This is a genomic window from Chryseobacterium sp. SG20098 (genome assembly GCF_031844745.1).
Lineage (GTDB): Bacteria > Bacteroidota > Bacteroidia > Flavobacteriales > Weeksellaceae > Chryseobacterium > Chryseobacterium cucumeris.
Map to the genome: position 1 here is coordinate 3,046,887 of NZ_CP134622.1, position 26,242 is coordinate 3,073,128.

Consider the following 26,242-nt stretch of genomic DNA (forward strand, 5'->3'; position numbering starts at 1 on the left):
TTATTCGCTATAATACCGATAGATGCAGAGAATTCGATACTCTAGATACCTGAAATCAATCATTATGTTGCTTGACCTCATGGTTATTGCATCTATCTTCATATTCTTTTTTATAAGCAGAAATGAAAGTTTAAAATACAATAAAGAAACCTGGTATCAGAATAGTTTTTCTCTGGTTCTGTTGTTTTTGTTCTGGGTACTATTAAGTGGTAGGACAAAAATATACAATATCCCGAGAAACCTCACTTATACCCTGTTTCTTGAACGGCTTTTAATTCATTTCCTGTTTTTTATACTGGGAGTGCTGCTTATAGGAAAGGTAAGTAAGAATGTATTTTTCAATTCGGATATTTACTGGCTTTCCCTTTACCTTTTTATTGCCATCTTTCTTGCAAAATCATTAGTATATTTTGCAATCAAATATTTACGGTCTCTTGGTGCCAATTACAGGAATGTCATGTTTTTAGGAGACAACCATTCCACAGAAATTTTGAAGAATATCTTTACAGACCGTAAAGATTATGGATACAGAATATTTGAATACGAACATACCGCGGTGAAGATCAGTGAACTGGTAGATTTCTGGAAAAAGAACGGAATCCACACCTTATTTTTATCGATGGAAAACTCCTATGACGAAGCAATGGAAAATGAAATTTTCAGACTGGCCGAAGATCATAAGATTCACATTTCACTGATTCCAAGTATCACCCAAAGCGATTTTTTCCTTTATGACCTTGGCTATATACAGACCCAGCCCGTCCTTAATCAGGCCAGATATCCATTAGATTATTTTTCTAATTTCCTGATGAAAAGAACATTTGATATTCTCTTTTCTGTTATTATATTGGTTTTAATCTGCTCGTGGGTATTCCCAATCATTGCAATTTTAATCAAAACAACTTCCAAAGGTCCAGTATTTTTCATTCAGAAGAGATATGGCTTTCATGAAGAGGTTTTCAATTGTATTAAATTCAGAACAATGGTTGTCAATGATGAATCTACAACCAAAACCACCTCTGTCAATGATTCCAGAATTACCAGAGTGGGTAAGTTTTTAAGAAAAACCAGTCTTGATGAACTTCCTCAATTCATCAATGTGCTGAGAGGAGAAATGTCTGTGGTAGGCCCGCGTCCTCACATGCTGGCTGTCGACAATTATTACAAACCTAAAATCGGCAGATACAGTCTGAGAAGTATGGTAAGTCCTGGTATTACCGGACTAGCACAAGTAAATGGACTGCGTGGTGACTTCGGAGATGTGGAAGTAGAAATGAAAAAAAGAGTTCTGGCAGATGCTTTCTATGTAAGAAACTGGAGTTTCGTACTTGATCTGGTTATTATTTTAAAAACCGTTTTATTGGTGATTGGAGGAGATAAAAATGCAAAATGAAGAACGGAATAACAAAAATATTGAAATAATTTTAACACAAAACCAAGCTTTGGTCTTATTCTTGACCCTAGCCCAATTAAATAAAAAAGTCTAATTTAGCAGTATGTTAAAAAAGTTTTTCACAGCGATAGGGGAATACATTATCCTCTTGGGAAAATCCCTGCAGAAACCTCAGAAAATGAGAGTATTCTGGAAGCTGTTCATGAGAGAAATTAATGATTTGGGAGTAAATTCTTTCGGGCTTGTCGTCTTCACATCAATCTTTGTGGGGGCTGTAGTTGCTATTCAGATGTTCAACAACTTTGACGCCTCTTCCTTTCCTATTCCTCCATCATTTGTAGGATACGCTACAAAAGCAGTATTGGTATTGGAATTTGCCCCTACCATCATCAGCCTTATTCTGGCCGGTAAAGTAGGATCATATATTGCTTCCAGTATTGGAACGATGAGGGTTTCAGAGCAAATTGATGCATTGGATATTATGGGAGTAAATTCACCCAACTTCCTCATATTTCCCAAAATTATCGCTTGTATGATTTTTAATCCTCTGCTTATTGCCATCAGTATTGTATTTGGTATTCTCGGAGGATATATTGCAGGAATTTTAACAGGCAACTGGACAGAAAACGACTATATTGTTGGTATTCAAATGTATATGCCTAATTTATTCATTTATTATGCATTTACCAAAACCACTGTTTTCGCTTTTATCATTGCAACAGTACCTTCCTACTTCGGATATAATGTAAAAGGAGGATCTTTGGAAGTAGGTAGAGCCAGTACACAGGCCGTAGTATGGACAATGGTGTTCATTATTATCTCTGAATTAATTTTAACCCAATTAATATTAAGCTGATGATTGAGGTAAAAGATCTTAAGAAAAGTTTTGATGATGTTGAAGTGCTTAAGGGAATTTCAACTTCATTTGATAAAGGAAAAGTAAACTTAATCATTGGGCAGAGTGGTTCCGGGAAAACCGTTTTTCTAAAAAGTTTATTGAATGTTTATATGCCTTCATCAGGAGAAATCCTGTTTGATGGGAAAGATATTAATACTATGACCAGAGATGAAAAACAACATCTCCGTTCAGAAATCGGAACCGTATTCCAGGGAAGCGCATTATTTGATTCTTTAACTGTTGAAGAAAACATTATGTTTCCTCTTGACATGTTTACCAATCTTACCTACAGAGAAAAAAAGAAAAGGGTTTTTGAAGTAATAGGAAGAGTACACCTTGATAAAGCTGAAAAGAAATATCCTTCTGAAATTTCAGGGGGAATGCAGAAAAGGGTTGCTATTGCGAGAGCAATTGTAAACAATCCCAAATATTTGTTCTGTGATGAACCCAATTCGGGACTTGATCCCTATACATCAAAAGTAATAGATGATCTTCTTTACGAGATCACAAAGGAATACAACACCACAACCATTGTCAATACCCACGATATGAACTCTGTAATGACGATTGGCGAGAAAATTGTATACCTAAGACTGGGAATCAAAGAATGGGAAGGCAACAAAGACATTCTGATTACTGCAGGCAATAAAAATCTGATTGACTTCGTTTATTCTTCAGAACTGTTTAAAGAGCTGAGAGAATATTTACTAGAGAATAATAAAACGATTGAAACGACAAATACAAAAATAGACGATAATGAAAAAGGTACTTAGTATAGCGTTATTAGGGTTTTCAATGTGGGCATCTGCACAGATTTCACTGGCAGGTAAAGCCAACTTAATTTTTCCGACAGGCTCTCCTTCATGGTCCAATATTAAAGGAACAGTGAATGATGCGATTGAGGGAACTGGTAAAAATAATGTAGGTTTCAATGTTGGGCTTTCATTAAAAGTAGGTCTTCCTACTTCCTTGTTTGTGATGCCGGAAATCTATTACACTCACTTCAAAAATGAGTTTACTACAGAGAACACTACTTTTGATGTAAAAAGCAACCGTATCGATGTTCCGGTTCTTTTAGGATATAATCTTTTAGGGAATATGCTGGGCGTTTTTGTAGGACCTGTAGGAAGTTTTAACTTAAATAAAGACAATACTTACAACGATTTCAAAGAAAATGCTAAAAATGACTTTACAGTAGGATACCAGTTCGGTGCGCAGCTTGAAATCAAAAAGCTTATTGTAAATGCCAGATATGAGGGCGCTTTCAGCAAAGACGAAAGAAATTTCATCAACAAAGTTTCCGGTTCGGAAATCAGATATGATAACAGACCTAATTTGTTTATGGTAGGTTTAGGATATAAATTCTAATGAATTATTGAAAATAACAACTTTAAACCCTCAAATTTAAATTTGAGGGTTTTTATTTTGTGCTTCAAGTTCAGCCTGGCGTTTTGCAATTTCTGCAGCTTGCTTTTCAAGCTCTTCTTTGTCTTTCTGCAGCTGTTTGAATTCTTTTTTCTTCTGTTCCGCTTTTATAGCGCTTCCTTTACTTACATAGCCTACCATTCCTCCAATGATAAGCCCGATCCCGATTCCCGCCATGATTCCCATAATGTGAGAAATTTTTATTTGTTCTACGGCAAAATCGGTTGTTAAATAGAAAAGTAATGCAGAAACAGCTAAAAGGATAAGTCCGGTAATTGATAAACTCTTCATAATATTGTGTTTAGGTGGTTACATAAAAAAGCCTTACCAAATTTACTAAAAATTTAATAAGGCCTTACTCAAGATTAAAATTCTAATTATAATTTTCCTCCCGCAGCCTTATAATATTCTAAAGCTTTCGGAAGATCTTTGTTGATATCTGAAATTCTTGTTTCCGGATTCGGGTGGGTAGACAAGAACTCAGGCTGTCTTGCTCCTGTAGATGCGGCTTCCATTCTGTTCCAGAAAGGAATGGCTGCTCTTGGATCATATCCTGCCATAGACATCAGGTAAAGCCCCATTTCATCTGCCTCAGATTCCTGACCTCTTCCGTATTTCAATAAAGCAACCTGTGAACCGATAGGGTAAACCTTCTGGAAAACACTTGCCCATTGTGAATTTGAGATTGTTCCTCCCAGGATTGCCCCTCCATACTGAGCAACCATTGCCTGAGAAATTCTTTCGTTTCCATGGCCTGCCAGCGCGTGAGAAACTTCATGTCCCATTACAACTGCAAGTCCGTTATCGTCTTTTGTTACCGGTAATATTCCCGTATAGACTGCAACTTTTCCACCAGGCATACACCAGGCGTTCAGCTCATTGCTCTGCAAAAGATTAAATTCCCAGCTGTAGCTTGCAAGATCTGCTGATCTTCCAATACTCTGATAATATCTTTCTGCCGCATTTTTAATTCTGTTTCCTACATTTACCACTCTCTTTGCATCTGCCGTACCGGTAATCACTTTACCTTTAGACAATGTCGTTCTATATTCCTGTGAAGACATTGTTAAAATTTCCGAATTGTTGGCCAGCTGTAAAGAAGACCTCCCCGTAATCGGGTTTGTAGTACAGGCAACAGCCGACAGAGCAATAGCTCCCATTCCTAATAGATGTGTAACTTTCATAGTTTGAGTGTTAATAATTCAACCTTAACAATTTTTATTCCAAAATATTTCAGAAAGAATATATTTGCATACATTTTGCTGTTTAAATTTAATAATTATATCATTATGAAAAAGTATATTTCTTTACTGATGATTTTTGGATTCCTGTTCTTATTTCAGAGCTGTGCTTCACAAGGTTCATTAGATCCGAAAACAGTGGACACTTTGGTGAATTCCCAGGAATTTACGTTCTATGCACAAAGAGCCAATCCTACGAATTATGATGTTATTAATGTCATGAATTCAATGCCTAATGCCACTGCAACAAGGCTGCTTAATCTGAATGGAGATTATACCATTGATGTCAGTAAAAATACGCTTGATGTAGTACTGCCTTATTTTGGAAGAATGTTTAATCCAACTTTTGGAAGTGCCAGTGATAACAGTTACCGATTTACTTCAAAAGATTTTACGGTAACTAAAACTCAGAATAAAAAAGGAACCTGGACTTTTAAGTTCAAACCTAAAGATGTAAGAAACGTAGACGAAGTTAATATTGAAGTATTTAAAAACGGAAAAGCTTTCGTTTCTATGAGAAGTAGTGACAGACAGCCCATTACTTATGATGGATACATTTCTAAAACTGAGGTAAAACAGGACAAAGAGAAACTTTAATCCCTGTTTTCGTTCGATAAAAATTTTTCAACAAATAATTTTGCTTCAGTACTTGGATTGGAAACCATCGCTGAAGCATTTTTTTTGTGCATATGATAAGCTTCCTCCACAGCATTACTTTTTTTCATCAGGGATAAAATATATTCCTGAACCCAATATTCAAATCGTTTTTCAGCCTGCTGAACACGGATTTCTTCAAAACGGCCGCTTTTCTTTTTCAGATCAATAAATTCGAATATTGTATCATAGACTTCCTGTAATCCTTGATTATGAAGTGCAGAACCTAGTAAAACTGGAATCTTCCATCCCTTTTCTTTAGGCGGAATAAAGTCTAAAGCTCTTTTTAATTCAAGTCTTGTATTTTTTGCTTTCTGAAGATTGTCCTGATCTACTTTATTGATGAAGATAAGGTCTACCATTTCCATGATCCCTCGTTTTATTCCCTGAAGTTCATCTCCTCCTCCAATGATTTTAAGGAATAAGAAGACATCGGTAATATCAGCCACCAAAACTTCTGATTGCCCTACTCCTACAGTTTCTATTAAAACATAGTCATAGCCTGCAGCTTCGCAGATCATCATGGTTTCAAAAGTAGTATTGGCTACTCCTCCCAAAAATCCTGAACTAGGAGAAGGACGAATGAATGCATTTTCTTCTTTGGCAAGTTCCTCCATTCTGGTTTTATCCCCCAGAATACTTCCTTTGTTGATAGCCGAGCTTGGGTCAATAGCCAAAACAGCAACCTTTTTTCCCTGAGCAATAACCAGGCGACCAAAGTTTTCTATAAAAGTGGACTTTCCTGCTCCGGGAACACCCGTTACTCCTACCCTCACAGAGTTTCCGGTAAGAGGCATAATTTTCTTCAAAAGCTCTTCTGCCTGGGCTCTGTGCTCTGCTTTCTTACTTTCAACCAATGTAATAGCTTTTGCAATCAGGCGTTTGTTTCCTGACTGTATTCCCTCTATTAGCTCTTCTGTAGAAAATTTCATTAATTCAAAATTAATAATTAAAATGTGAATGGTCAATACCTGGATCATAATGATCACACAAAAGACACAAATTGGCTTTATTTGGAATTATCAATTTTTTATGAATTTAGTTTTTATTTCTTCTAAATTAAAACTAGAATATCCTGTATCAACGGCTTCAGGAATTTATTACATTTGTTTTATATCAAAAGAAGAAACATGAAAAAACTCATTGCTGCGGCTTCGTTTACGGCTATTTTGCTTGTATCCTGTACGCCGAAAGCTTCTACGTCCGCTACTACTGCAGGAACCTCTACCTCTACTGCAGAACAGATTGCTCAGGGGAAAACTATTTTTGAAAACTCTTGCGGAAGATGTCATAAATTACCAGATCCTGCTTCACACAACCCTGTGCAATGGGTAGGAATCATGAATTCTATGGCTCCAAAGGCAAAATTGACGGATGAACAGCATCAATGGGTTTATGATTATATTGTTTCTGTAAAGAAGTAATCATCAAAAAAATATTAGGATATGAAAAAATTCATTTTAACAGGTATTGCAGCATCGGCATTTCTGGTATCCTGCGGACCGAAAAGTGTGGCTGTTACCGGGCCAAAGTACACCTCATCTGAGCAGTTGGCGCAAGGAAAAACCATTTTTGAAAATTCCTGTGCAAAATGCCATAAGCTTCCGGAGCCAACCAAGCATGACAACCAGGGATGGATCAATACTTTAAGCAGAATGGCTCCGAAGGCCAAGCTTACTGATGACCAACATCAAATGGTGTATGATTATCTGATCTCCGTGAATAAAAAATAAGACTACCTCAAAATTGTCATTCTGAACGAAATGTAATGGAGAATCTCACGCTTATGGTTATCAATAAGATTCTTCATTCGTCAGAATGACAGAAGTCAAATGATTTGACTTTTGAGGTAGTCATACTGTTTTTATTATAAATCAAAAAAAAGATTATTCGGCCTTTTTTACGGTTCTTGTCCTGGTTACTTTTCCTTTAACCAGTTTTTCTCTGTCTTCAATAATTTCGAGTGCTGCACGGTTGTAAGCAAATTTTTTAGCTTCTTTAAGTGTTGCCAAAGCCTGTTTGTAATCAAAGCTTCTCTCCTGAAGAAGAGAAAGACAGGTCAGGATTTCTGATTTATCAATTCCTTTTAGTTTCAAAGCAAATTCAATCAGTTTTTCTGCTTCTCTATAATCTTCATTACTCAAAAGACATTCAATATAATATTTGGGAGTATTAATATTCCCAATATTACTCTGCATGGCTTCATCAAAGTATTTTTTGGCAGTTTCATAATCCTTTAATTCTTCTGAATATATTCTTCCCATGAGACAAAGACTGTCCGCATCTTCCGGTTCATAGGATAAAGCATAATTCAGCGCATCCATACATTCAGCAAGGTTGAAAGGAAAGTAGTCTAATGCTTCAAAATAATATTTACTTTTAGTTAACGTCATTTCTGTAGTTTTTTAATTCATTTTTCAAGGCATTTCTTCTTTTCTTAAATGTCTTGTCTTCGTAATTCTTTTTAAAATCTGTCCCTGAGAATGTTCGAACCGGATTTCCGCGCTCTACCTGCATCTGCATCGACCAGGTTTCTTTTAGTTTTCTTTCCAGTTGTTGTATATAAACTGCCATCACCTTTTCTTTGAGTCTGATCACAGACCGTTTTTTATTCTCCAGCTGTGAACGGGAATCCTGTACAAAAACAGTTTCGTTGGTAGGAATATGAGTGGCACGTACAGCGGTATTCACCTTGTTTAAGTTTTGTCCTGCACTTCCCTGGCTTCTTACAGTCTGAAACCGGATATCTTTTTCATGGAAATCAGTCATTTTTACATTTTCCAGTTCAAAAATTCCGATAAACCAATTGCTTCTTTTATGGAGCTTCCTGAATGTACTTTTCCCTATCCAGCAAACACTTCCCAGCCAGCTTTTTAAAAACAAGCTTAGGTCTTTTCCTTTCAAAAGCAGGGTTACTGATTTTAATGTCAGGTTTTCATCTCCATTTTCACGATGAATGATTTCGTATTCTATTGTATTGTGTTTTGCCTCTTCAAGAAAGGCCTTCAGAACCCTGGCTACTACCCACTGGCATTCTAAAGGGCCTCTTCCCGAAGTGATCTGTATTAATTTTTCCATTTTTTATGTTGGCATTTTGCTTAATAAAGGGTTTCCAACCGGATTTATTCCCTTTTGTAATAGTTCTTTTGCGGCCATCACTGCCCAGCATTTGTCACTGGAGTGAATATTTCTGTAAAAAGAAAGTAAAATATCAGGCCTCACAACGGTAAAACCATTGGTTTCTACTGTCTCTAGATCATCTCTTTCAAAGAAGTCTATGGTAATTCTGTAAAGTTTTTCATTTTTCAGTTCAACTGTTTTTTCATACCTGCGAAAGTTTTCGTCACTCGGCAGATGGTCATATCGTGTCCAGACTTTCTGGAATCCTTCCTGCTGAAGAATGATAACTACTTCTGCTACATTTTCTTTTTTTACAAAAACATCAATATCCTTGTGGTCATGGGCATGCTTGTATTCTGTATGTCCTGTTTCTGACATAAAATGCCATGCCCAACCCCCTGATATAATGACTTTATCTTTTAATTTATCTAAAATTCCGAGTCCTGACTGAATTCTGAATTCAGGCCAGACTTCACCGTATCGTTTTATGTTATGTGGTGCTCCCATTTTTTGTTTTTCAATATTTTCTGATTAAACCTTACAGGTTTTTGAAACCTGTAAGGTTATAAAGTATGAGGCGCATTATTTGTCCATTCTCACAATTCTCGGCTGGAATGTTCCCAGAATATCTACCAGCTCACACTGTGCATTCATCACTTCATTGATGTCTTTGTAGGCCATTGGTGCTTCTTCTGCATTTCCGCCCATCAATGTGACATTTTTAAGTTTCAGCTCTTTTTTGATATCATGCTGAGTGAAAAGGCTTCTGCATTCTCCTCGTGAGTGAGCTCTTCCTGCACCATGTGATGCTGAATTCAGGGATTCAGGATTTCCCTTACCGCGAACGATGAACCCTTTTGCGGTCATAGATCCCGGAATTATTCCCAATTCATTCTCATTGGCAGGTGTTGCACCTTTTCGATGAACGATTACTTCTTTACCGTTATGGATTTCTTTCCAGGCAAAGTTGTGATGATTTTCAATTCTGGCTTTCATTCTTCCACCAACTGCTTTTACAAGCCTTCTGTGAATATCATCATGACAGGCTGAAGCATAATCTCCAGCAAGGTTCATTGCCGTCCAGTATTCCAATCCAAGATGGGTACTCAAATCCAGCCATGCGAAGTTTTGTGCTTCTTTTGGTAACGGACATTGTTCTGTCGCCATTCTTGAATAATACTGTGCTATTTCTGCCCCCAGGCCTCTTGAGCCACTGTGAGAAAGTATTCCCAGATATTTTCCTTTTGGGAGACCAATTTGTTCGTCCTCTTCAGTGATTTCCACTTCCCCGAATTCTACGAAGTGATTTCCTCCGCCTGAGGATCCCATCTGTTTGATGGCTTTTCCCTTTAATCTTCTTAAGATCGGGATCATATCGAATGTATCTCTGTCGAAAATCTCATGATCTATGTGAGATTTATGCGTTTCATACATTCCGAATTTTGTATGCTCAGCAAGCGCTTTTTCATATTTATCTCTTGCTCCTTCAAGATATGAAACCGGTGTATCCAAAATACTAAGGCTCATTCTGCAACCAATATCCATCCCTACTCCGTAAGGAATGACTGCATTTTCCACTGCCAGAACTCCTCCTATGGGAAGTCCGTACCCGCTGTGGGCATCCGGCATTAATGCTCCCTGAGTAGAAACAGGCAGTTTCAAAGCTGTGTACAACTGATTTTTAGCCTCTTCTGAGATATTGTTACCAAAAATCTGAAAGGAAGCACGTTGTGAATTCAGCATTCTTTTTTCAGTTTTTTTGGATGAAAGCAAAGTTTCTGCAATTTGTCCGAAAGTCAGATCTTTTTCAAATTCTTCCGGATTCAGCAGTATCTCCTTTAAAATAGCTTTTACATGATGAATATTCTTCGTTGCAAAATTTCTTTTCATGACTTCCAATGCTACGTTGACGCTTTGATTATTTGGATAGCCCAGTTTTAATATATCTTTTCCTTTTAGTTTTAAATTTCCCATTGTTTTTGTTTTAAATAACAGTTGGACTTATAAGTCCTGTAAGCTTTCTGCAATCTCTGTTGCAGACATTGTGCAGGAAACATATTTCCTGCTTTTGATAAGTTCTCTTTGATACCTTTCTTTCCATGGATTCGACTTACATAAAATAGTCTTGTGAATAATCCCTATTACCTTATGCTGTCCCAAACAGGAATCCAGCGCTGCATATTCTTTTTCCAGCACCAAATCCAGGGGTTTGTAATGGGTAATCATATTGGGCTTTACTCTTAGAACAAATCTCCATGGTTCAGTAAATTTGTAGTAGGTTCCGAATATTTTACGGACAGGACAATAGTCATCCTTCTTTTCAAAGTATTGTCTTTCTCTGTCGGTAAGTTCCCATTTTGGATAATTCCAGGAAAATGAAGTAATATACCTGAGCTTCTGTTCTCTTTCTAGATATATCTTTCTTCCTAATTTTCTTTTCTTTTTTAGAAATTTTCGGTTATCAGAATACATATAGGTATTTATCTTCTTTAAAATTCCTTCGAAAAAATCTCCGTCCTTGGATTGTTTTACATCATCCCTTACGACAAAGAATCTTACAAATCCTTTTTGATAAGGTTTATCTAATGGTATCAACGGAAGATTTCTTCTTATTTTCCAGAGCTCTCTACTACGTTTGTATTTTGTTCTTATCTGCTTTTCTACATCTTTTCTAATTGTTCTTTTTCTGCTTCTTACGCTTCTCAGGCGGAAATGCAGAAGGTTATCATTTTCCATTGTTCACAGAAGTATGATGTGAGATTATAGAAACTTAATTGTTTTTTTATCTCACACAACTTTTAATCAACTAAAATACTAGTTGAATGGATTAATAATAGACTTAATAGTTCTGAGGAATGTCCTACTTCTATTTTGTCCTTAATGACACTAAAAAAAGATTTCGGGGAAACTTGAAGTTTGAAATATTGCGCAATAAAAAACCCGAAATCTCTACGACTTCGGGTTCTGATATTTCATTGTACTGTTATTCTAAGAATGTACCAAACCGCGAAGCCTTACCACCATAAGTGGCAATCCAACTGTAGAATTCTGATTAGTTCTGAACATTGCTTCGTTGTTTTTATTGGTTAAACTTGATTTTCAGGTGCAAATATATACATTTTTCTGAAAATCAAAATATTTTTTTCACTTAAGGTGAATAATACTGAGAAAAATGGCATCAATTACCTTTGTCATCCGTTTTGTATCCAGTGTTTTCAAAGTATCCGTAGTTTGGTGATAATTTTTATTTCTGAAGAAAGAAGTATCGGTGATCATGAGGGCAGGGATATCAAAATTCCAATAGTTCAAATGGTCGGAATAGTCTATTCCTGCAACGAATTTGGGAGCAGAGAACGTCTCTGTTTTGATCTGCTTTGAGCCTTTAAAATTTTTAATAAAGCTTTTTACAAATGGGCCTGCTCCAGTCATCTTTTTAGCCAACATAATAAAATTTCCTTGATCACCATATATCCAGGAAAGAATACCTATAGGAAAACCCTGAGAACCTTTTTCGTCTCGGAAATAACCTATCATTTCTACACTGGCCATTCCATAGACATCAATTTTGTTGTCTTTTAAGTATTTTGCATGAATATAGCTTCCCATATTTTCGGTTCTGAAATAAGGCGGCTCTTCCAGCGTGTAAGCAACCAGATCTACTCTGTACTTCAGCTTCTGTCCTTTCAACATTCTAGCGAGCTCCAATAGGGCAGTAACTCCGGTGGCATTATCGTCTGCTCCCTGCTGATCTCCACAAACGTCGTAATGTGCTCCAATAATGATCCGTTTGGTATTTTCTGTTCCAAAAGAAGTAATAACGTTTTTATAAATTTTCCCGTCTACTTTATATTCCTGAAAAGCGGTACTGTCTCCATAAGGAGCAAACGTCTGATGAATATAATCTGCGATATGACTCAGCTGGTCAATATTTTTATGATTTCTAAATTGCGCTGTTTGGGTAAGTGCTGTCAAATGTTCCTTAACCAAAGCAGTATCTGCAAAGGTTTTTGAGCTTTGTATGGATTCATTTTTTCCTGAAGCTAAAAGGAAAGCACCGGCGATAATAAATAAGCCTACGAGAAGAAACAACTTTTTCCTCGTAGGCTTTATTATATTTTTCAGATTCATAGGTTATGTTTTAATTTCAGTACAGAAATTAAGTTTTTCTATTTATTTTTCTAAAAATCTTTCTAAAATTTCCACTGCACATTTCGGAAGATTGGTGCCGGGCCCGAAAATAAAGTCAGCACCATTGGCATAAAGGAATTCATAATCCTGTTGCGGAATCACTCCTCCTACAACGATGGTAATATCGTCTGCTCCCAGTTTAGATAATTCTTCCACTACCTGCGGAACTAATGTTTTGTGTCCTGCAGCCAATGAAGAAACTCCCAAAATGTGAATATCATTTTCTACCGCTTGCTTAGCCACTTCTTCCGGCGTCTGAAACAATGGAGCAACGTCTACGTCAAATCCCATATCGGCAAATGCTGTAGCTACTACTTTCGCGCCTCTGTCGTGTCCATCCTGCCCCATTTTAGCGACCATTAGCCTTGGGCGGCGTCCTTCTTCTTCTTCAAATTTCTGAGTCAGATTAAGGGCTTTTTCAAAGTATTCGTTTTTACCGGCATTCATTGCGTATACACCAGAGATTGTTTTAATATTTGCTTTATATCTTCCAAAGGTTTCTTCCATGGCATCACTCATTTCGCCAAGGGTTACTCTTCTTCTTGCGGCTTCGATACATAGAGCCAGAAGGTTTCCTTTTCCTGTTTTCGCACTTTCGCGGATGTCATTCAGGATTTGCCCAACAGCTTCTGTATTTCTTTCTGCTTTGATCGTATTTAACCTTTCAATTTGTTTTCTGCGAACTTCAGTATTGTCAATATCTAAAATTTCTATCTGATCCTGCTTCAATGAGGATTTGAATGAATTGACTCCGATAATAAATTCCTCACCACTATCGATCTTAGCCTGTTTTTTTGCTGCGGCTTCTTCAATTCTCATTTTTGGAATTCCGGCTTCAATGGCTTTGGTCATTCCTCCTTCCTGCTCTACCTCATCAATATACCTCATTGCTTCCTCAATCATTTGCTGAGTAAGGCTTTCTACAAGGTTACTTCCTCCCATCGGATCTACGACATCACATATTCCGCTTTCCTGCTGAAGAATGATCTGTGTATTTCTTGCAATTTTTGCCGAATAATCTGTAGGAAGGGCGATAGCTTCATCCAGTGCATTGGTATGGAGAGACTGCGTTCCTCCTAATGCTGAAGACAACGCTTCAATCGCTGTCCTTGTAATATTATTGAAAGGCTCCTGCTCCGTTAAAGACCATCCTGAAGTTTGTGAATGGGTTCTTAATGCCAGAGATTTTGGATTCTGTGGATTAAACTGTTTCAAAAGGGTTGCCCAGATATATCTTGCGGCACGCATTTTCGCAATTTCCATGAAATGATTCATTCCGATTGCCCAGAAGAAGGATAACCTTGGGGCGAAATCGTCTACGTTCATTCCTGCTTTTATTCCTGTTCTTACATATTCAAGACCATCTGCCAATGTGTAAGCCATTTCAAGTACAGGCGTTGCACCAGCTTCCTGCATATGGTATCCGGAAATGGAAATGGAATTGAATTTGGGAATATTTTGCGAAGTGTATTCAAAAATATCTGCGATAATCTTCATGGAAGGTGCTGGCGGATAGATATAAGTATTTCTTACCATGAATTCTTTCAAAATATCATTCTGAATAGTTCCGGAAAGCAACTCCTGTTTTACTCCCTGCTCTTCTGCCGCTACGATGTAGAATGACAAAATAGGAAGTACAGCTCCGTTCATGGTCATTGAAACTGAAATCTGATCTAATGGAATTTCATTGAAAAGGATTTTCATATCCTCCACAGAGTCGATGGCAACTCCTGCTTTTCCTACATCTCCCACCACTCTTGAATGGTCAGAATCATATCCCCTGTGCGTTGCAAGGTCAAATGCTACGGAAAGTCCTTTCTGACCTGCCGCAAGGTTTCTTCTGTAGAAAGCATTGGATTCTTCAGCGGTGGAAAATCCGGCATACTGGCGAATCGTCCATGGCTTCTGAACATACATGGTGGAATACGGCCCTCTCAGATAGGGAGCAATTCCTGGTGAAGTCTGCGTTAATGATTCATCTTTTACATCTTTTTTTTCATAGGATGATTTGAGTTCAAGGCCGTCTTTTTCAAAATTGTAAATCTCTTTTTCCTGAGGTAATACACTAAAATCCGGTTTTTTCACAGAAATTGTCTTTCGCATTCCAATTATTTTTGTCCCCGTAAAGTTAATTTTTTTGAACGAAACATGAAACTTCTGTTAATATTCTGTTTTTCTTTCATTTAGCAAAAGAAAAAGGCCAAACAAATGTCCGGCCTTTCTTATAGGTATAAATTTAAGTTATTTCTTTATCCCCATCTCAAATAAAGCAAATGATATAAGATCTGCATTTTCACTGATCACCTGATCTGTTGATCTTCCAGCTCCGTGACCTGCATTCTTTTCAATTCTTAAAAGAATAGGGTTTTTACATGCTTGTTTTTCCTGAAGTTCTGCTCCAAATTTGAATGAATGTGCCGGAACTACTCTGTCATCATGATCACTGGTAATGATCATTGTAGATGGATAGCAAGTTCCTGCTTTTATATTATGTACAGGAGAATAGGATTTCAGATATTCGAACATTTCCTTACTGTCTTCTGCAGTACCATAATCGTAAGACCACCCTGCTCCTGCTGTAAATTTATTATACCTCAACATATCCAACACTCCTACTCCCGGGAAGGCTACTCTCGCAAGGTCCGGCCTCATTGTCATTGTTGCTCCTACTAATAATCCTCCGTTTGATCTTCCGGAAAGGGCCATGTATTCTTTTGAAGTATAACCTTTACTTTGAAGGTATTCTCCGGCAGCGATAAAGTCTTCAAAAACATTTTTCTTCTGCTGTTTTGTTCCTGCATCATGCCATTTCTTACCATATTCTCCTCCTCCACGGATGTTTGGAACAGCATAAATACCGCCATTTTCCATCCAGATAGCGTTGACTACAGAGAATGACGGCTGAAGGCTGATGTTGAAACCTCCATAAGAGTAAAGAATAGTAGGATTTTTACCGTCCAGTTTAGTTCCTTTCTTATAATTAATCATCATAGGAACCTTTGTACCATCTTTTGAAGTATAGAATACCTGTTCCGAAACATAATCATCCGGATTAAACTTCACTTTAGGTTTTTGATAGACTTCAGACTTTCCGGAATCTACATTGAATTTATAAGTCGTTCCCGGTGTAATATAATTGCTGAAAGAGAAGTAAACATCTTTCTCTTTTTCTTTTCCTCCGAATCCTGAGATATTTCCTTTACCCGGAAGAGTAATTTCTCTCACCAATTTTCCGGTTTTATCAAACTGTTTTACCTGGTCTATCGCATCAATCATGTAGGTTGCAAAGAAATATCCTCCCCCTGAAGAGATTCCCAATACGTTTTCAGTTTGTGGAATTACGTCTTTCCATGTTGCAGGAGCCGGATTAGCAATGGTAGTTTTTACAAGACGCATATTCGGAGCATCTTTATCTGTAAAAATGAAAAGATCATCACCTTGTGTATCTACGATGCTGGCATTAATGTCAAACCCGCTCATAATTTGTACAAAGTCTCCTCCTTTTTTAAGGTCTTTTATATACAGTTCATTACCATTCGTGGCATTAGCAGCAGAAATGATAAGATATCTCTGATCTTCAGAAACTCCTGCACTAAGATATCTTCTTGGAGTCTTATCTCCTCCGAAAATCAATTTATCTTCAGACTGTTTTGTTCCCAGTTTATGAAAGTATACTTTGTGCTTATCCGTCATCCCGGAAAGTACTGTTCCTTCTTTAGGTTTGTCATAGCTTGAATAATAGAAGCCTTCGTCTCCCTGCCATGAAATTCCACTGAATTTTACATCCAGTAAAGTTTCATCAATCTGTTTTTTAGTCACAGCATCGATGATGATGATCTTATTCCAATCGCTTCCTCCTTCGGAAATAGAATAAGCTGCAAGGTTTCCTTTCTTATTGAATGAAAGATTGGAAAGAGATGTCGTTCCTTTTTCTGAAAATTTATTAGGATCTAAAAATACTTCTGTAGCATTGGTCTTGTTGTTGGTTCTGTACAAAACAGATTGCGCCTGCAGACCATCGTTTTTATAATAATAGGTATAATCTCCTTCTTTGAAAGGTGCAGAAATTTTTTCATAGTTCCAGATTTCCTTCAACTGATTTTTAATTTTATCCCTGAACGGAATCTTAGAAAGGTAATTCTGGCTGTAAGCAACTTCTTCATCCACCCATTTTTTTGTAGGTTCAGAGTCATTCTCCAGATCTCTGAAAGGATCAGAAACGGCAGTTCCAAAATAGGTATCTGTCTGGTTTCCTTTTAATGCTTTAGGATAATTCATTTTCTGAGAATAAAAAGATGCTGAAAACAATACTCCAGCGGTTAACAATATAGGCTTAAAATTCATACTGATCGGTTTTTCTCAAAAATACGCAAAGTATGTGAAATAAAAAAAGTCCCGTTGTATTGGGACTTTTCTATTCTTTATGATGGTACTTTTAGACTATTCATTAGCTCCGAAACTTTCAAAATAGAAATCGGTAAGATTGGAAACAATTTCATCCGGACTTCCATTCCAATAGTATATTTTATCTCCTTCTTTAAGTTCGTATAAAGTAAAGTTTTGATCTGTTGTTACAGTCTTATTGGCATTTTTAAAATCCTGAACTGCCTGAATTAAATACTTTTTAAGGTCTTCCGTTTTTATTTTATTCAGATCTCCTTTTGGTCCGGAAGTCAGTTTTGATGGAACAAGAAAACTTACAGAATAGTTTATCTCAGCAACTTTTTGCCCTTCAACATGTTCATTCGGAACTACTTTTACGTCTTTAACGATAAGTTTTCCCGTTTTAAAGTTTCCAAACATCGCGATAAAATACTCTTCCGCCTCTTTTTTGCATGCTGAAGCCGTGGCTTTTGGGAAAGCAGCCAGAAAATTCTCAACGCTGCCATTTATCATTTCTTTTGAAGTTTCCTTAAAATCTACCTGATACGCATTCTGACCTTCTACAGTAGGTCTTAGATAATCGTTAAGTTTGTTCAAAGCTGTTTCATCATTATTCACAAAAGTTCCGAAAAAGAGTTCAAAGGCTTCTTTGGGTTTCTTCACTTCTGTCTGAGCCATCAGCTGCTGTCCCATCACGGAAAGCAATAGCAGGAAAATAATTTTGTAGTTTTTCATAGTTTAAATTGTATTTAGTATGTAAAAAAGCCTCTGAAAAATCAGAGGCTGTGTTTTATTTTATTTCGATTTTTAGTAATTTTCTTCTTCCCCTTTCATCTTTTCTGCATTTTCTGCCATGATTACGGCATCAATCATTTCAGAAATATCGCCATTCATGTAAGCATCAAGGTTGTACATAGACTTGTTGATTCTATGGTCTGTAACTCTACCTTGCGGATAATTGTACGTTTTAATTTTTGCAGAGCGGTCACCGGTAGAAACCATGGATTTACGCTGTGCTGCAATATCTCCCTGTACTTTCTGTAATTCGATATCGTATAATTTTGTTCTCAGCATTTCCATCGCCAGCTCACGGTTAGCCAGCTGAGAACGAGCCTGCTGACAAACCACAACAAGTCCTGAAGGCTTGTGGGTAAGCTGAACTTTCGTTTCAACCTTGTTTACATTCTGACCTCCGGCACCTCCTGAACGGGAAGTCTGCATTTCAATATCTGCAGGATTCAGTTCAAAATCTACTTCTTCAGCTTCCGGAAGAACTGCAACCGTAATGGCAGAAGTATGTACTCTTCCCTGAGATTCTGTCTCAGGTACACGCTGTACACGGTGAACTCCGGATTCAAACTTCATGATTCCGTAAACACCTTCTCCTTCCACTTTCATGATCAATTCCTTGTATCCTTTCGCTGCTTCGTTAGAATCTGTAACTTCATGTCTCCATCCTTTTGTTTTGAAATACATGGTATACATTCTGTAGATATCTTCCACAAAAATAGCGGCTTCATCACCTCCGGTTCCGGCACGTAGTTCCACGATAACGTTTTTGTCATCTGCAGGATCTTTAGGAATCAGCAATACTTTCAGCTCTTCTTCCAATCCGGGAAGTTTAGCCTGAGCTTCCAGTTTTTCTTCTTTAGCCAGATCTACCAGATCTCTGTCTGAACCATCTGCAATGATTTCTTCAGATTCTGCGATACTATCCAGCGCCCCTTTGTACTGATCGTAAACTCTTACAATTTTTCCCAAATCACTATATTCTTTGTTCAAAGAAGAATATCTTTTTTGGTCTGAAATGACATCAGGCTGTATAATAAGGTCTGCAACCTCATTATATCTTTGTTTTATAGCTTCTAATTTTGGAATTAATGATTTAGACATTGTAGAAATTTTGTGGGTGCAAAGATAAGGATTATTAATTCAAAATTAAAATTCCAAATCATCATAAATTTTTGAGCATTAGGGATAAAGGATACAAAACCACAAAAAGGTAGATTTGCCAATCTGTTTATTCCCTTTCTGAATCATCAAAACTAAGTTTGATATCCTTTAGAAAGTCTTCTGTCTATCAGATATAAAATAATTCCTACAGCGATAATTCCCAATCCTATCAAGCTTTCCTTAGGGTTATGAATGAATGTAAAATAGAGGATATAGATACTGAACAAAAGAAAAACTGCCGGAAAAATATGGAAAGCATTCGACTTAAAGATTTTTCTGTCTTTTTTCTTCAGAAAGAAAACCGTCGAAATCGCAAGACTGGCAAAAAGCTGTAGTATAAAAGCTGTATAAACAAAAATTTCTTTAAAGCTTCCCGTTAAAATAATAATAGCAGCAATCACAGCATGGGCAAAGATAGCTCTTACCGGAATTCCTTTTGCATTTCCAGATGACAATGGTTTCCAGATGTGGGTATGTTTTGCAAAAGCCTGTGTCAGTCTTGAGCCAACCCACAAGTATCCGCTTATGGTTGCAATCAGCTGCAGGGCTATAAAAATATTAACAATTTTTCCAAAAGCCGGACCCAACATATTGACTGCTGCTTCGCCCATCACATCTTCTTTTCCTGCCAGCTGATTTACAGGAGCGTGTTTCAGCATAATATAATTCACCAGAATATAGCTTACCGTCACAAAAACAGTTCCTATAATCAATGATTTAGGAAGGTTTTTCTGTACATCCTTTATTTCTCCCGCAATATAGGAAGCTGAATTCCAGCCTGTGTATGAATAGGTCACAAATACCAGAGAGGTAGCAAAGGCAGGAAGCATGATCTCATTTTGCCAGCTGTCACTGAAATTAAGGCTGTTGCCGATCTGCGGTGAATTTGAAATTCCTACTCCAAGAATAACCAGTACAATAATAAAAGCGATTTTAATGAATGTAAAAAAGTTGTGAAACCTGCTGGATGTTTTCAGGCTGAATGATAATGCAATTGCCACCAGGAATATCGCGGCTATGGCAAATCCGTTTCCAAAAGAATATTCAAATACAGAAAGATATTTTGACATAGCCAAAGCTGCCAGCGCTACGGGAGAGGAAAATCCTATGATGAGCGAAATCCAGCTTATGAGGTATCCGAAAATCGGATGATAGGTTTCTTTAAGATAAATAAAATCGCCTCCGTTTCCTTTAAAATGGGAGCCCAATTCTGCGTAGCAAAAAGCTCCGAACAATGCGAGAACTCCTCCGATGCTCCATAGCAGGAAAATACTGTAGGTGTTGGTAATATCGGAAAGCTGAAATCCCAAGGTGGTAAAAATCCCTGTTCCGATCATATTGGAAACGACGATGGCTGCGGCTGTTTTCCAGCCAATCTGATGTGAGGAAGTACTCATTTAATGATTAAAAATTAAAATTAAGCCTTCCGAAGAAATAATTCCCCAGCGTTCCCATCTGTACAGGCGCATATTTGAATACTCCATAATATGAATTTTTATAAATCTGGCGGTCCGGAAAGACATCAAATATATTGTTGGCTCCTACTGTAAAATTGATACTTTTGGTGATATCATAGCCAACGCTTACATCAGTCATAACTTTTGGGGAGAATTCCTGCACGTCTCCAAACGGATAACCATCTCTTATTACCTTACCAAAATAGGTATTTCTTACGAGAAAACTGAATTTTCCTATTCCATAATTTAATCCTAATGAAGCTTTTGTTTTTGGAGACAGGGTTTCAATGATATTGATCTGATCGGGACCAAAAAACTGATCCTGAGGCGTTCCTAAGTTTTCAGGAAAATGAAAATCTGTGATTTTTGTTTCCGTATAGTTTCCGGCAAGATTCAAATTTAATTTTCCATTCCCAAGAATCCAGTCATAGGAAACCACTACATCTACTCCTTTCGTTTCTGTATCAATGGCATTGGCGAAGAATCTTCCGCTTTCTACCTTAAACTGATCCAGTCTTTTATCTGTTATATTGCTGGTGATCACAACTCTATCCTTTACTTTGATCCAGTATCCATCTATAGTAATTGTCAAGTTGTTTAAAGGTTTAAGCGTAAATCCAGCACTTGCATTGACAGAAGTTTCCTGTTTGAGTTTATCAAATCCAAGAATTTTAGCGGCTTCGCTATCGTTGCTGAATATTCCTTTGGTAACAATCTTTGAACCCGAGGTAGAAATATCCGCATAGGAATTATTAAAATACTGCTGTTGCAATGATGGTGCTCTGAATCCTGTCCCAACAGCGGCTCTTACCGCATAGTTTTTTACAAACTCATATCGTACAGCGAGTTTTCCATTCAAGGTATTTCCGAAATCTGAATAATTTTCAAATCTGGCAGCAGCGTCAATGTTGAGTTTTTTATCCAAATCATAGGAAACATCTGCATATACTGCCGTGGAATGTCTGTCTTTCTTCAAGGCATTGTTGGGAGAGAATCCGATGAAGGATTGAGATCCGCCTGCACCAAGCACTGTTGATCCTTCAGTGGCAACATTTCCATTGATGTCATATTGGGTATAGGATGCTTCGTCACCCGCTTTAATCTGGTATTGTTCAAACCTGAACTCACCACCGAAAGCAATATTGAAACGGTTTATATTTTTAGAAACATCAAGATTAATGGTATTCTGCAGAAAACTATGCGCTCCGGCATAAAAACGGGTGGGAGATTTTGCTCCCAAAGAAGCATTATTCGTATTGTTTACATTATAATTGAAAGTATTGCTTCCAAAGGTGTTACTAAGGTCAAATAGCCAGTCGTTAACATTATATTTCGCACCTACAGCATAAGAAACGTCATATACCTGAGAGGCCAGAGTAGCCTGAAATCCGTTCGGATAAATGGATGAAACTACATTAGATTTTTCGCTCGGCAGTCTTCTGAAACCAAACCCTTCTCCTTCTTTAATACTGAAACCTCCGAAAGAATAGAGTTTAAAATGATCATTAAAAGGATATTCTGAGTTGAAAAACAGCTGTCCCTGTCTGATCTGGGCATCTCCGATCTGAAAATTAAAATCATCACGTGTTAATCCTCTTTTTGCAATTTCTGCATCATCTGCAGCTCTGGCAGCTTTTACGGCTTCAGCATCACCAGCAAATTCATAGGCAAAATTATCCCCGAAAATATCCAGGTCGTGATTTTGCGTTCTAGTGGTTTTTCCTCTGTGACTTAGCTGTAATGAAAGATTAATATAGCCTTCTTTCTTTCCTAATGAGGTTCCATAGTTAACTCCTGCCTGGTAAGTATCACCATCATTTCTTCCGGTTAATCCATAGGTAAGGCTTGCTGAAGCTCCTGTATTTTTCTTAAGAATTATGTTGATCACTCCTGCAATGGCATCAGAACCATATTGCGCAGCTGCTCCGTCTCTTAACACTTCTATTCTATCAATTGCAATTACGGGAATGGTACTCAAATCTGTTCCTACAGAACCATTTCCCACGGTATTCTGATAATTTACCAAAGAAGTAGAATGTCTTCTCTTTCCGTTAAGCAACACCAAAACCTGATCGGGTCCCATACCTCTTAAAGTAACAGGGTCAATATGTTCGGTACCATCAGAAGCAGACTGTCTCACTGCATTAAACGATGGAATCACATAATTCAGGAGATCCTGAGCAGTCATTTGGGGAGAACTTCTCTGGATTTTGTCGATATTAATTACATCTACAGGAACCGGTGTCTCCAGCTTTGTTCTTTTGACATTACGGTTTCCGACGATGATGATATCTTCGATCTGATTTCCTTTTTCCTCACTTTCCTGAGCCGCGACCAGAATTGCTCCAAGCAATAATACAGCTGTGCTTAATTTTTTCATTTTTATTCTTGCCAATTAATAATACGAATCTGACGGATCTTTCCGCAGATACACAAGACTTCAAGAAATGGAATTTATATAGAATATTGACTTCACTTATCTCCCCCAAAGGGTTGGAATTAGCACCTTTACACTTCTGGAACCGTGTAGGTTGCTAAGGTTTCACCGGGCCAAATCCCTCCACCTTTCTTGATAAATCTACTGCAAAAGTAGACTATTTTTTTGAACTTACAAAAAAAAGCAAATCTGCTGATCCGCAAATTTGCCTTTATTATTTTATAATTTATTTTATTCAATAATCATCTTTTGAATGGCTATTCCTGTATCTGATTTCAACTGCACAAGATACGTGCCTGCTGGATAATCAACCTTCGCATCGTAAGTTCCGCTCTCTTTATCCAGTTTGAAATTATCCAGTTTTTTACCGGTCATATCAAAAATTGAAATTTCACCTTTTTTTGCTTTATTGAAAACGAGGTGAGCGATTCCGTTGCGAACCGGATTATCCGCAATCTGAAGAGATAATTTGTTGACCGCATTGGTATCTACAGTAGACAACGCACCTGCATAATTTCCAAAGATTCTGAATTCTCCGGGCTGTAAAGTGATCGGAGCCGTTGTGGAAACTATATTCGAAATACTGTTATCCATTAAATTCTGCCATTGACCAGTGTAAGGGAAATAAGGCACTACATTCTGTGCGGAAGTCGTGTAATTGGCCAATACGACAACATTCTTTATTCCTGTTGTAATAGCTGCATCATACACATAAATTCTTGTGATAAGACCAGTAGGATCATTCGTAAGGTTATTGGATTCTATACTGTAAGTTCTAGATTTAAAAACCTGATGACTGTTTCTGATGTTGATGATTTTAGCCCATGTATCATAGACTGCTTTTCGGTTCGCATTGGTATCATATCCTAAAGTGAATGCTACAGGTTTTTCATCGGTTCTGCATCCGCTGTCGATGGTACCATTCGCACATCTGTTGATGCTGAATTCATAACCTAATTCTCCAAACTGCCAGATCATTTTCGGACCAGGGATAGTAAAGAACGTGGCCCCGAAAGTTTTCATTCTTTCAAGAGCGGTATTCAGGTTTTTTACATCATAGCTTCCGTTCGCTGCACCGTATGCAAGGTTTTTAAACATCAGTCTTTCTTCATCGTGGCTTTCTCCGTAGCCTACGGCACTCATATTGGTGAATCCGTGAAGACTGTGATTCATACGGTCGTAGTTGCTGTTTTCCTGATAGCCCATCGTATTCTGATTGTAAGGATCGGTCTGTTTATTCCAAAGCATAACGCCTTTTCCTTCTGCTATTCTGTAATTCGCCCATTGCTGTTCTTCTGCATCAGTTCCAAGGTGTTCGAAGATCATATAAGAATTGGGATCAATGGCCCATTGTTTATCAGCATAATTTTTCATGATATCCACTCTGTCCTGCTGGTAGGCATTGGTACAGGCCTCATCATTTTCAGAACAGCTTTGCGTAAATCCTTTGGTTAAATCCCAACGGAATCCGTCTATGTGATATTCCGTAAGCCATTGCTGAAGACATCTTTCAACGTAATATTGCGTTGAAAGACTTGTATGGTTAAAATCATTGAAGACATTGTATGAATGTTTCGGTACCTGGTTAAAGTAAGGATTGTTCGGTGCAACATCACCATAGCCGTCACCATCAGGATCAATATTCCAAAGTCTAACTAAAGGAGAGCGTCCTGTAGCATGATTAAACGCTACATCCAGAATGACTGCAATTCCGTTCTGATGACATAAATCTACAAATTCTTTGAATTTTTCCGGAGTTCCATAGGCTTTGTCTAATGCATAATGGAAAGAAGTATTGTATCCCCAGGAAAGATTTCCGTCAAATTCCATGATGGGAAGCAGTTCTATAGCATTGATCTTTAAATTCTTTAAATACGAGATTTTATCAATCAATGACTGCCAGTTTTTTTCTTGAGTAAAGTCTCTCAATAATAATTCATAGACTATAAGATCCTGTTTCGCAGGTCTTTGAAAATTGGTAACCTGCCAATTATAAGCGGTCTGGCCTGTTTTAAATGTTGACACTTCAAAACCCTGCCCGGCAGGAAATGCTGGTAAGTTCGGGTAGGTAGAAGCCGAAATCCACGGGTCATCGTAAGAAGATAAAATTTGTGGGGAATAAGGGTCTGCTACTTTTCTCAAATCATTTGTTCTGTATTGGAAGGTATAAAGTTGCTGAGGAGTGATTCCATTGAGTTCAATCCAGTACAGATCGGGATTTGTGGTGTCTTTTTTCATTAAATAGGTATCATTCACCGTCCAGTTATTGAAGCTTCCTATGACGTGTACAAAATTTTTCCCCGGAGCATATAAAGCCAATCCCACCTTGGTTGGATCTGTCGGATGATAATTGATCCCCTGTCTGATCCAGTTGGGTATTGCCTGGGAAACAACATTTCTCGGAACCTGTACAATGAATGCTGCCGTTTTGGAATTGGTTCCCTGTGTCGCCACAAGTTCCATATTTGCATCCTGAGTAACCGTATAACTGTAAGAATAAGATTGTGAAGGCGTTGTTGTTGAATTGACAACAGTTCCGTTAGCTTTTAATTGAAATGTAACATTGGTACTTGCCGTCGCCGTAATAGTAATGGAATTTCCCGTAGGAACTGAAGTGAGGCTGTTCGCTAATGGATTTGTAAGCGTTAAGTTTAAAGTCCCTACGTTTACAAAAATATCGGGTGAAGTCTGATGTGATCCCGTCTTATCTTTTAATAAAAACCCAAACCTTCCGATTCCTGTTCTTCCATAAAAAGAAGTTGGTGTAAAAGTGAGTGAATAACTATCTGTTGCTGCATTATAATTCAGCTTATTAAGATCATTGGAATTGTTCCAGCTGCCATTGGTAGGGCAATCCTGACTGTTCTGATAATTGGTATCAAACGACCAGGTCCAGATATAAATGGCATTGTTGGAAACGCCCCACGCAGACTCATCAATCTGATCCCCGGGAACAGTAAGCGTGATCGCATCTGTTTCGTTGAACGGATCAGGAGAAATTGTATAATTGATCTGTCCGAATACAGCCATGGTAATCAACAGAAAAACAACAGAATAAAACTTTTTCATTTATTATTTTTTATCGAATATAGT

The 26,242-nt window shown here is 37.6% G+C and carries 23 protein-coding genes and 1 riboswitch; of the genes, 7 read left to right on the forward strand and 16 right to left on the reverse strand.

Annotation, left to right across the window (positions count from 1 at the left end; all coding sequences use genetic code 11):
• Nucleotides 1-22: 22 nt before the first annotated feature.
• From RHP76_RS13925 to RHP76_RS13940, 4 genes are all read left to right on the forward strand, one after another.
• Nucleotides 23-1,393: an exopolysaccharide biosynthesis polyprenyl glycosylphosphotransferase gene (locus tag RHP76_RS13925; protein ID WP_409193483.1), complete on the forward strand. Its 1,371-nt coding sequence runs from the start codon at nucleotides 23-25 to the stop codon at nucleotides 1,391-1,393.
• A gap of 103 nt (nucleotides 1,394-1,496) precedes the next feature.
• Nucleotides 1,497-2,249, forward strand: coding sequence for an MlaE family ABC transporter permease (locus RHP76_RS13930; protein ID WP_062676038.1), 753 nt, complete (start codon nucleotides 1,497-1,499; stop codon nucleotides 2,247-2,249).
• Nucleotides 2,249-3,064, forward strand: coding sequence for an ABC transporter ATP-binding protein (locus tag RHP76_RS13935; RefSeq protein ID WP_062676039.1), 816 nt, complete (start codon nucleotides 2,249-2,251; stop codon nucleotides 3,062-3,064). The genes RHP76_RS13930 and RHP76_RS13935 overlap by 1 nt, the downstream gene beginning before the upstream one ends.
• Nucleotides 3,048-3,659 carry an outer membrane beta-barrel protein gene (locus tag RHP76_RS13940; RefSeq protein WP_062676040.1) on the forward strand — a complete coding sequence of 204 codons (612 nt, stop codon included), beginning with the start codon at nucleotides 3,048-3,050 and terminating at the stop codon, nucleotides 3,657-3,659. The genes RHP76_RS13935 and RHP76_RS13940 overlap by 17 nt, the downstream gene beginning before the upstream one ends.
• A 36-nt stretch (nucleotides 3,660-3,695) precedes the next feature.
• Here the strand turns inward: RHP76_RS13940 and RHP76_RS13945 are convergent, their stop codons facing one another.
• Both RHP76_RS13945 and RHP76_RS13950 read right to left on the reverse strand, forming a co-directional pair.
• Nucleotides 3,696-4,007 (reverse strand): hypothetical protein, encoded by a 312-nt coding sequence (locus RHP76_RS13945; RefSeq protein WP_062676041.1) that lies wholly within the window; start codon nucleotides 4,005-4,007, stop codon nucleotides 3,696-3,698.
• A gap of 86 nt (nucleotides 4,008-4,093) precedes the next feature.
• Nucleotides 4,094-4,900, reverse strand: a complete 807-nt coding sequence (locus RHP76_RS13950) for a M48 family metallopeptidase (protein ID WP_062676042.1) — start codon at nucleotides 4,898-4,900, stop codon at nucleotides 4,094-4,096.
• A 105-nt stretch (nucleotides 4,901-5,005) separates the two neighbouring features.
• On the opposite strand from RHP76_RS13950, the gene RHP76_RS13955 reads away from it, so the two are divergent.
• Nucleotides 5,006-5,554 (forward strand): DUF4251 domain-containing protein, encoded by a 549-nt coding sequence (locus RHP76_RS13955; RefSeq protein WP_277693569.1) that lies wholly within the window; start codon nucleotides 5,006-5,008, stop codon nucleotides 5,552-5,554.
• Here the strand turns inward: RHP76_RS13955 and meaB are convergent.
• Entirely contained in the window at nucleotides 5,551-6,543 is a 993-nt protein-coding gene (meaB, locus tag RHP76_RS13960) for a methylmalonyl Co-A mutase-associated GTPase MeaB (RefSeq protein WP_120233329.1), read from the reverse strand. The two genes, RHP76_RS13955 and meaB, sit on opposite strands and share 4 nt — an antisense overlap.
• A gap of 198 nt (nucleotides 6,544-6,741) precedes the next feature.
• Between meaB and RHP76_RS13965 the strand changes: the two genes are divergently transcribed.
• Both RHP76_RS13965 and RHP76_RS13970 read left to right on the forward strand, forming a co-directional pair.
• Nucleotides 6,742-7,035, forward strand: coding sequence for a c-type cytochrome (locus RHP76_RS13965; RefSeq protein WP_062676044.1), 294 nt, complete (start codon nucleotides 6,742-6,744; stop codon nucleotides 7,033-7,035).
• Between the two features lie 21 nt (nucleotides 7,036-7,056).
• The gene (locus tag RHP76_RS13970) at nucleotides 7,057-7,344 is read left to right on the forward strand and encodes a c-type cytochrome (RefSeq protein WP_034692685.1); all 288 of its coding nucleotides are present in this window, start codon (nucleotides 7,057-7,059) and stop codon (nucleotides 7,342-7,344) included.
• Nucleotides 7,345-7,497: 153 nt separating this feature from the next.
• On the opposite strand, the gene RHP76_RS13975 is transcribed toward RHP76_RS13970, so the two are convergent.
• From RHP76_RS13975 to RHP76_RS14035, 13 genes are all read right to left on the reverse strand, one after another.
• Nucleotides 7,498-8,004, reverse strand: coding sequence for a tetratricopeptide repeat protein (locus RHP76_RS13975; protein WP_120233267.1), 507 nt, complete (start codon nucleotides 8,002-8,004; stop codon nucleotides 7,498-7,500).
• The gene (gene prfH, locus RHP76_RS13980; RefSeq protein WP_311228421.1) at nucleotides 7,991-8,689 is read right to left on the reverse strand and encodes a peptide chain release factor H; all 699 of its coding nucleotides are present in this window, start codon (nucleotides 8,687-8,689) and stop codon (nucleotides 7,991-7,993) included. Before prfH ends, RHP76_RS13975 begins: the two co-directional genes overlap by 14 nt.
• Before the next feature lie 3 nt (nucleotides 8,690-8,692).
• Nucleotides 8,693-9,238 carry a hypothetical protein gene (locus tag RHP76_RS13985; RefSeq protein ID WP_062676047.1) on the reverse strand — a complete coding sequence of 182 codons (546 nt, stop codon included), beginning with the start codon at nucleotides 9,236-9,238 and terminating at the stop codon, nucleotides 8,693-8,695.
• A 75-nt stretch (nucleotides 9,239-9,313) separates the two neighbouring features.
• Nucleotides 9,314-10,705, reverse strand: coding sequence for an RtcB family protein (locus RHP76_RS13990; RefSeq protein ID WP_120233270.1), 1,392 nt, complete (start codon nucleotides 10,703-10,705; stop codon nucleotides 9,314-9,316).
• A 27-nt stretch (nucleotides 10,706-10,732) separates the two neighbouring features.
• Nucleotides 10,733-11,467, reverse strand: a complete 735-nt coding sequence (locus RHP76_RS13995) for a hypothetical protein (protein ID WP_120233271.1) — start codon at nucleotides 11,465-11,467, stop codon at nucleotides 10,733-10,735.
• A gap of 408 nt (nucleotides 11,468-11,875) precedes the next feature.
• A complete protein-coding gene (locus tag RHP76_RS14000) occupies nucleotides 11,876-12,859 on the reverse strand; it encodes a M28 family peptidase (RefSeq protein WP_311228422.1) in 984 nt (327 codons plus the stop codon).
• A 42-nt stretch (nucleotides 12,860-12,901) separates the two neighbouring features.
• Nucleotides 12,902-15,022 (reverse strand): methylmalonyl-CoA mutase, encoded by a 2,121-nt coding sequence (scpA, locus tag RHP76_RS14005; RefSeq protein ID WP_062676050.1) that lies wholly within the window; start codon nucleotides 15,020-15,022, stop codon nucleotides 12,902-12,904.
• 138 nt (nucleotides 15,023-15,160) lie between these two features.
• The gene (locus RHP76_RS14010; protein ID WP_409193484.1) at nucleotides 15,161-17,263 is read right to left on the reverse strand and encodes a prolyl oligopeptidase family serine peptidase; all 2,103 of its coding nucleotides are present in this window, start codon (nucleotides 17,261-17,263) and stop codon (nucleotides 15,161-15,163) included.
• Nucleotides 17,264-17,359: 96 nt separating this feature from the next.
• Entirely contained in the window at nucleotides 17,360-18,037 is a 678-nt protein-coding gene (locus RHP76_RS14015) for a hypothetical protein (protein WP_120233274.1), read from the reverse strand.
• A gap of 72 nt (nucleotides 18,038-18,109) precedes the next feature.
• Complete coding sequence (gene prfA, locus RHP76_RS14020; protein ID WP_062676053.1) at nucleotides 18,110-19,195, reverse strand: peptide chain release factor 1; 1,086 nt, start codon at nucleotides 19,193-19,195, stop codon at nucleotides 18,110-18,112.
• Nucleotides 19,196-19,347: 152 nt separating this feature from the next.
• Nucleotides 19,348-20,652, reverse strand: a complete 1,305-nt coding sequence (locus tag RHP76_RS14025) for an APC family permease (RefSeq protein WP_120233276.1) — start codon at nucleotides 20,650-20,652, stop codon at nucleotides 19,348-19,350.
• Between the two features lie 7 nt (nucleotides 20,653-20,659).
• Nucleotides 20,660-23,092 (reverse strand): TonB-dependent receptor plug domain-containing protein, encoded by a 2,433-nt coding sequence (locus RHP76_RS14030; protein ID WP_311228423.1) that lies wholly within the window; start codon nucleotides 23,090-23,092, stop codon nucleotides 20,660-20,662.
• 93 nt (nucleotides 23,093-23,185) lie between these two features.
• A riboswitch (SAM riboswitch) is annotated at nucleotides 23,186-23,291 on the reverse strand.
• Nucleotides 23,292-23,380: 89 nt separating this feature from the next.
• Nucleotides 23,381-26,218, reverse strand: a complete 2,838-nt coding sequence (locus tag RHP76_RS14035) for an alpha-amylase family glycosyl hydrolase (protein ID WP_311228424.1) — start codon at nucleotides 26,216-26,218, stop codon at nucleotides 23,381-23,383.
• Between the last annotated feature and the right edge of the window lie 24 nt (nucleotides 26,219-26,242).

Bases quoted from the DNA above. Each gene is read 5' to 3' on its own strand.
- RHP76_RS13925 (WP_409193483.1), top strand. From the start codon at position 23: ATGCAGAGAATTCGATACTCTAGATACCTGAAATCAATCATTATGTTG.
- RHP76_RS13930 (WP_062676038.1), top strand. From the start codon at position 1,497: ATGTTAAAAAAGTTTTTCACAGCGATAGGGGAATACATTATCCTCTTG.
- RHP76_RS13935 (WP_062676039.1), top strand. From the start codon at position 2,249: ATGATTGAGGTAAAAGATCTTAAGAAAAGTTTTGATGATGTTGAAGTG.
- RHP76_RS13940 (WP_062676040.1), top strand. From the start codon at position 3,048: ATGAAAAAGGTACTTAGTATAGCGTTATTAGGGTTTTCAATGTGGGCA.
- RHP76_RS13945 (WP_062676041.1), bottom strand. From the start codon at position 4,007: ATGAAGAGTTTATCAATTACCGGACTTATCCTTTTAGCTGTTTCTGCA.
- RHP76_RS13950 (WP_062676042.1), bottom strand. From the start codon at position 4,900: ATGAAAGTTACACATCTATTAGGAATGGGAGCTATTGCTCTGTCGGCT.
- RHP76_RS13955 (WP_277693569.1), top strand. From the start codon at position 5,006: ATGAAAAAGTATATTTCTTTACTGATGATTTTTGGATTCCTGTTCTTA.
- meaB (WP_120233329.1), bottom strand. From the start codon at position 6,543: ATGAAATTTTCTACAGAAGAGCTAATAGAGGGAATACAGTCAGGAAAC.
- RHP76_RS13965 (WP_062676044.1), top strand. From the start codon at position 6,742: ATGAAAAAACTCATTGCTGCGGCTTCGTTTACGGCTATTTTGCTTGTA.
- RHP76_RS13970 (WP_034692685.1), top strand. From the start codon at position 7,057: ATGAAAAAATTCATTTTAACAGGTATTGCAGCATCGGCATTTCTGGTA.
- RHP76_RS13975 (WP_120233267.1), bottom strand. From the start codon at position 8,004: ATGACGTTAACTAAAAGTAAATATTATTTTGAAGCATTAGACTACTTT.
- prfH (WP_311228421.1), bottom strand. From the start codon at position 8,689: ATGGAAAAATTAATACAGATCACTTCGGGAAGAGGCCCTTTAGAATGC.
- RHP76_RS13985 (WP_062676047.1), bottom strand. From the start codon at position 9,238: ATGGGAGCACCACATAACATAAAACGATACGGTGAAGTCTGGCCTGAA.
- RHP76_RS13990 (WP_120233270.1), bottom strand. From the start codon at position 10,705: ATGGGAAATTTAAAACTAAAAGGAAAAGATATATTAAAACTGGGCTAT.
- RHP76_RS13995 (WP_120233271.1), bottom strand. From the start codon at position 11,467: ATGGAAAATGATAACCTTCTGCATTTCCGCCTGAGAAGCGTAAGAAGC.
- RHP76_RS14000 (WP_311228422.1), bottom strand. From the start codon at position 12,859: ATGAATCTGAAAAATATAATAAAGCCTACGAGGAAAAAGTTGTTTCTT.
- scpA (WP_062676050.1), bottom strand. From the start codon at position 15,022: ATGCGAAAGACAATTTCTGTGAAAAAACCGGATTTTAGTGTATTACCT.
- RHP76_RS14010 (WP_409193484.1), bottom strand. From the start codon at position 17,263: ATGAATTTTAAGCCTATATTGTTAACCGCTGGAGTATTGTTTTCAGCA.
- RHP76_RS14015 (WP_120233274.1), bottom strand. From the start codon at position 18,037: ATGAAAAACTACAAAATTATTTTCCTGCTATTGCTTTCCGTGATGGGA.
- prfA (WP_062676053.1), bottom strand. From the start codon at position 19,195: ATGTCTAAATCATTAATTCCAAAATTAGAAGCTATAAAACAAAGATAT.
- RHP76_RS14025 (WP_120233276.1), bottom strand. From the start codon at position 20,652: ATGAGTACTTCCTCACATCAGATTGGCTGGAAAACAGCCGCAGCCATC.
- RHP76_RS14030 (WP_311228423.1), bottom strand. From the start codon at position 23,092: ATGAAAAAATTAAGCACAGCTGTATTATTGCTTGGAGCAATTCTGGTC.
- RHP76_RS14035 (WP_311228424.1), bottom strand. From the start codon at position 26,218: ATGAAAAAGTTTTATTCTGTTGTTTTTCTGTTGATTACCATGGCTGTA.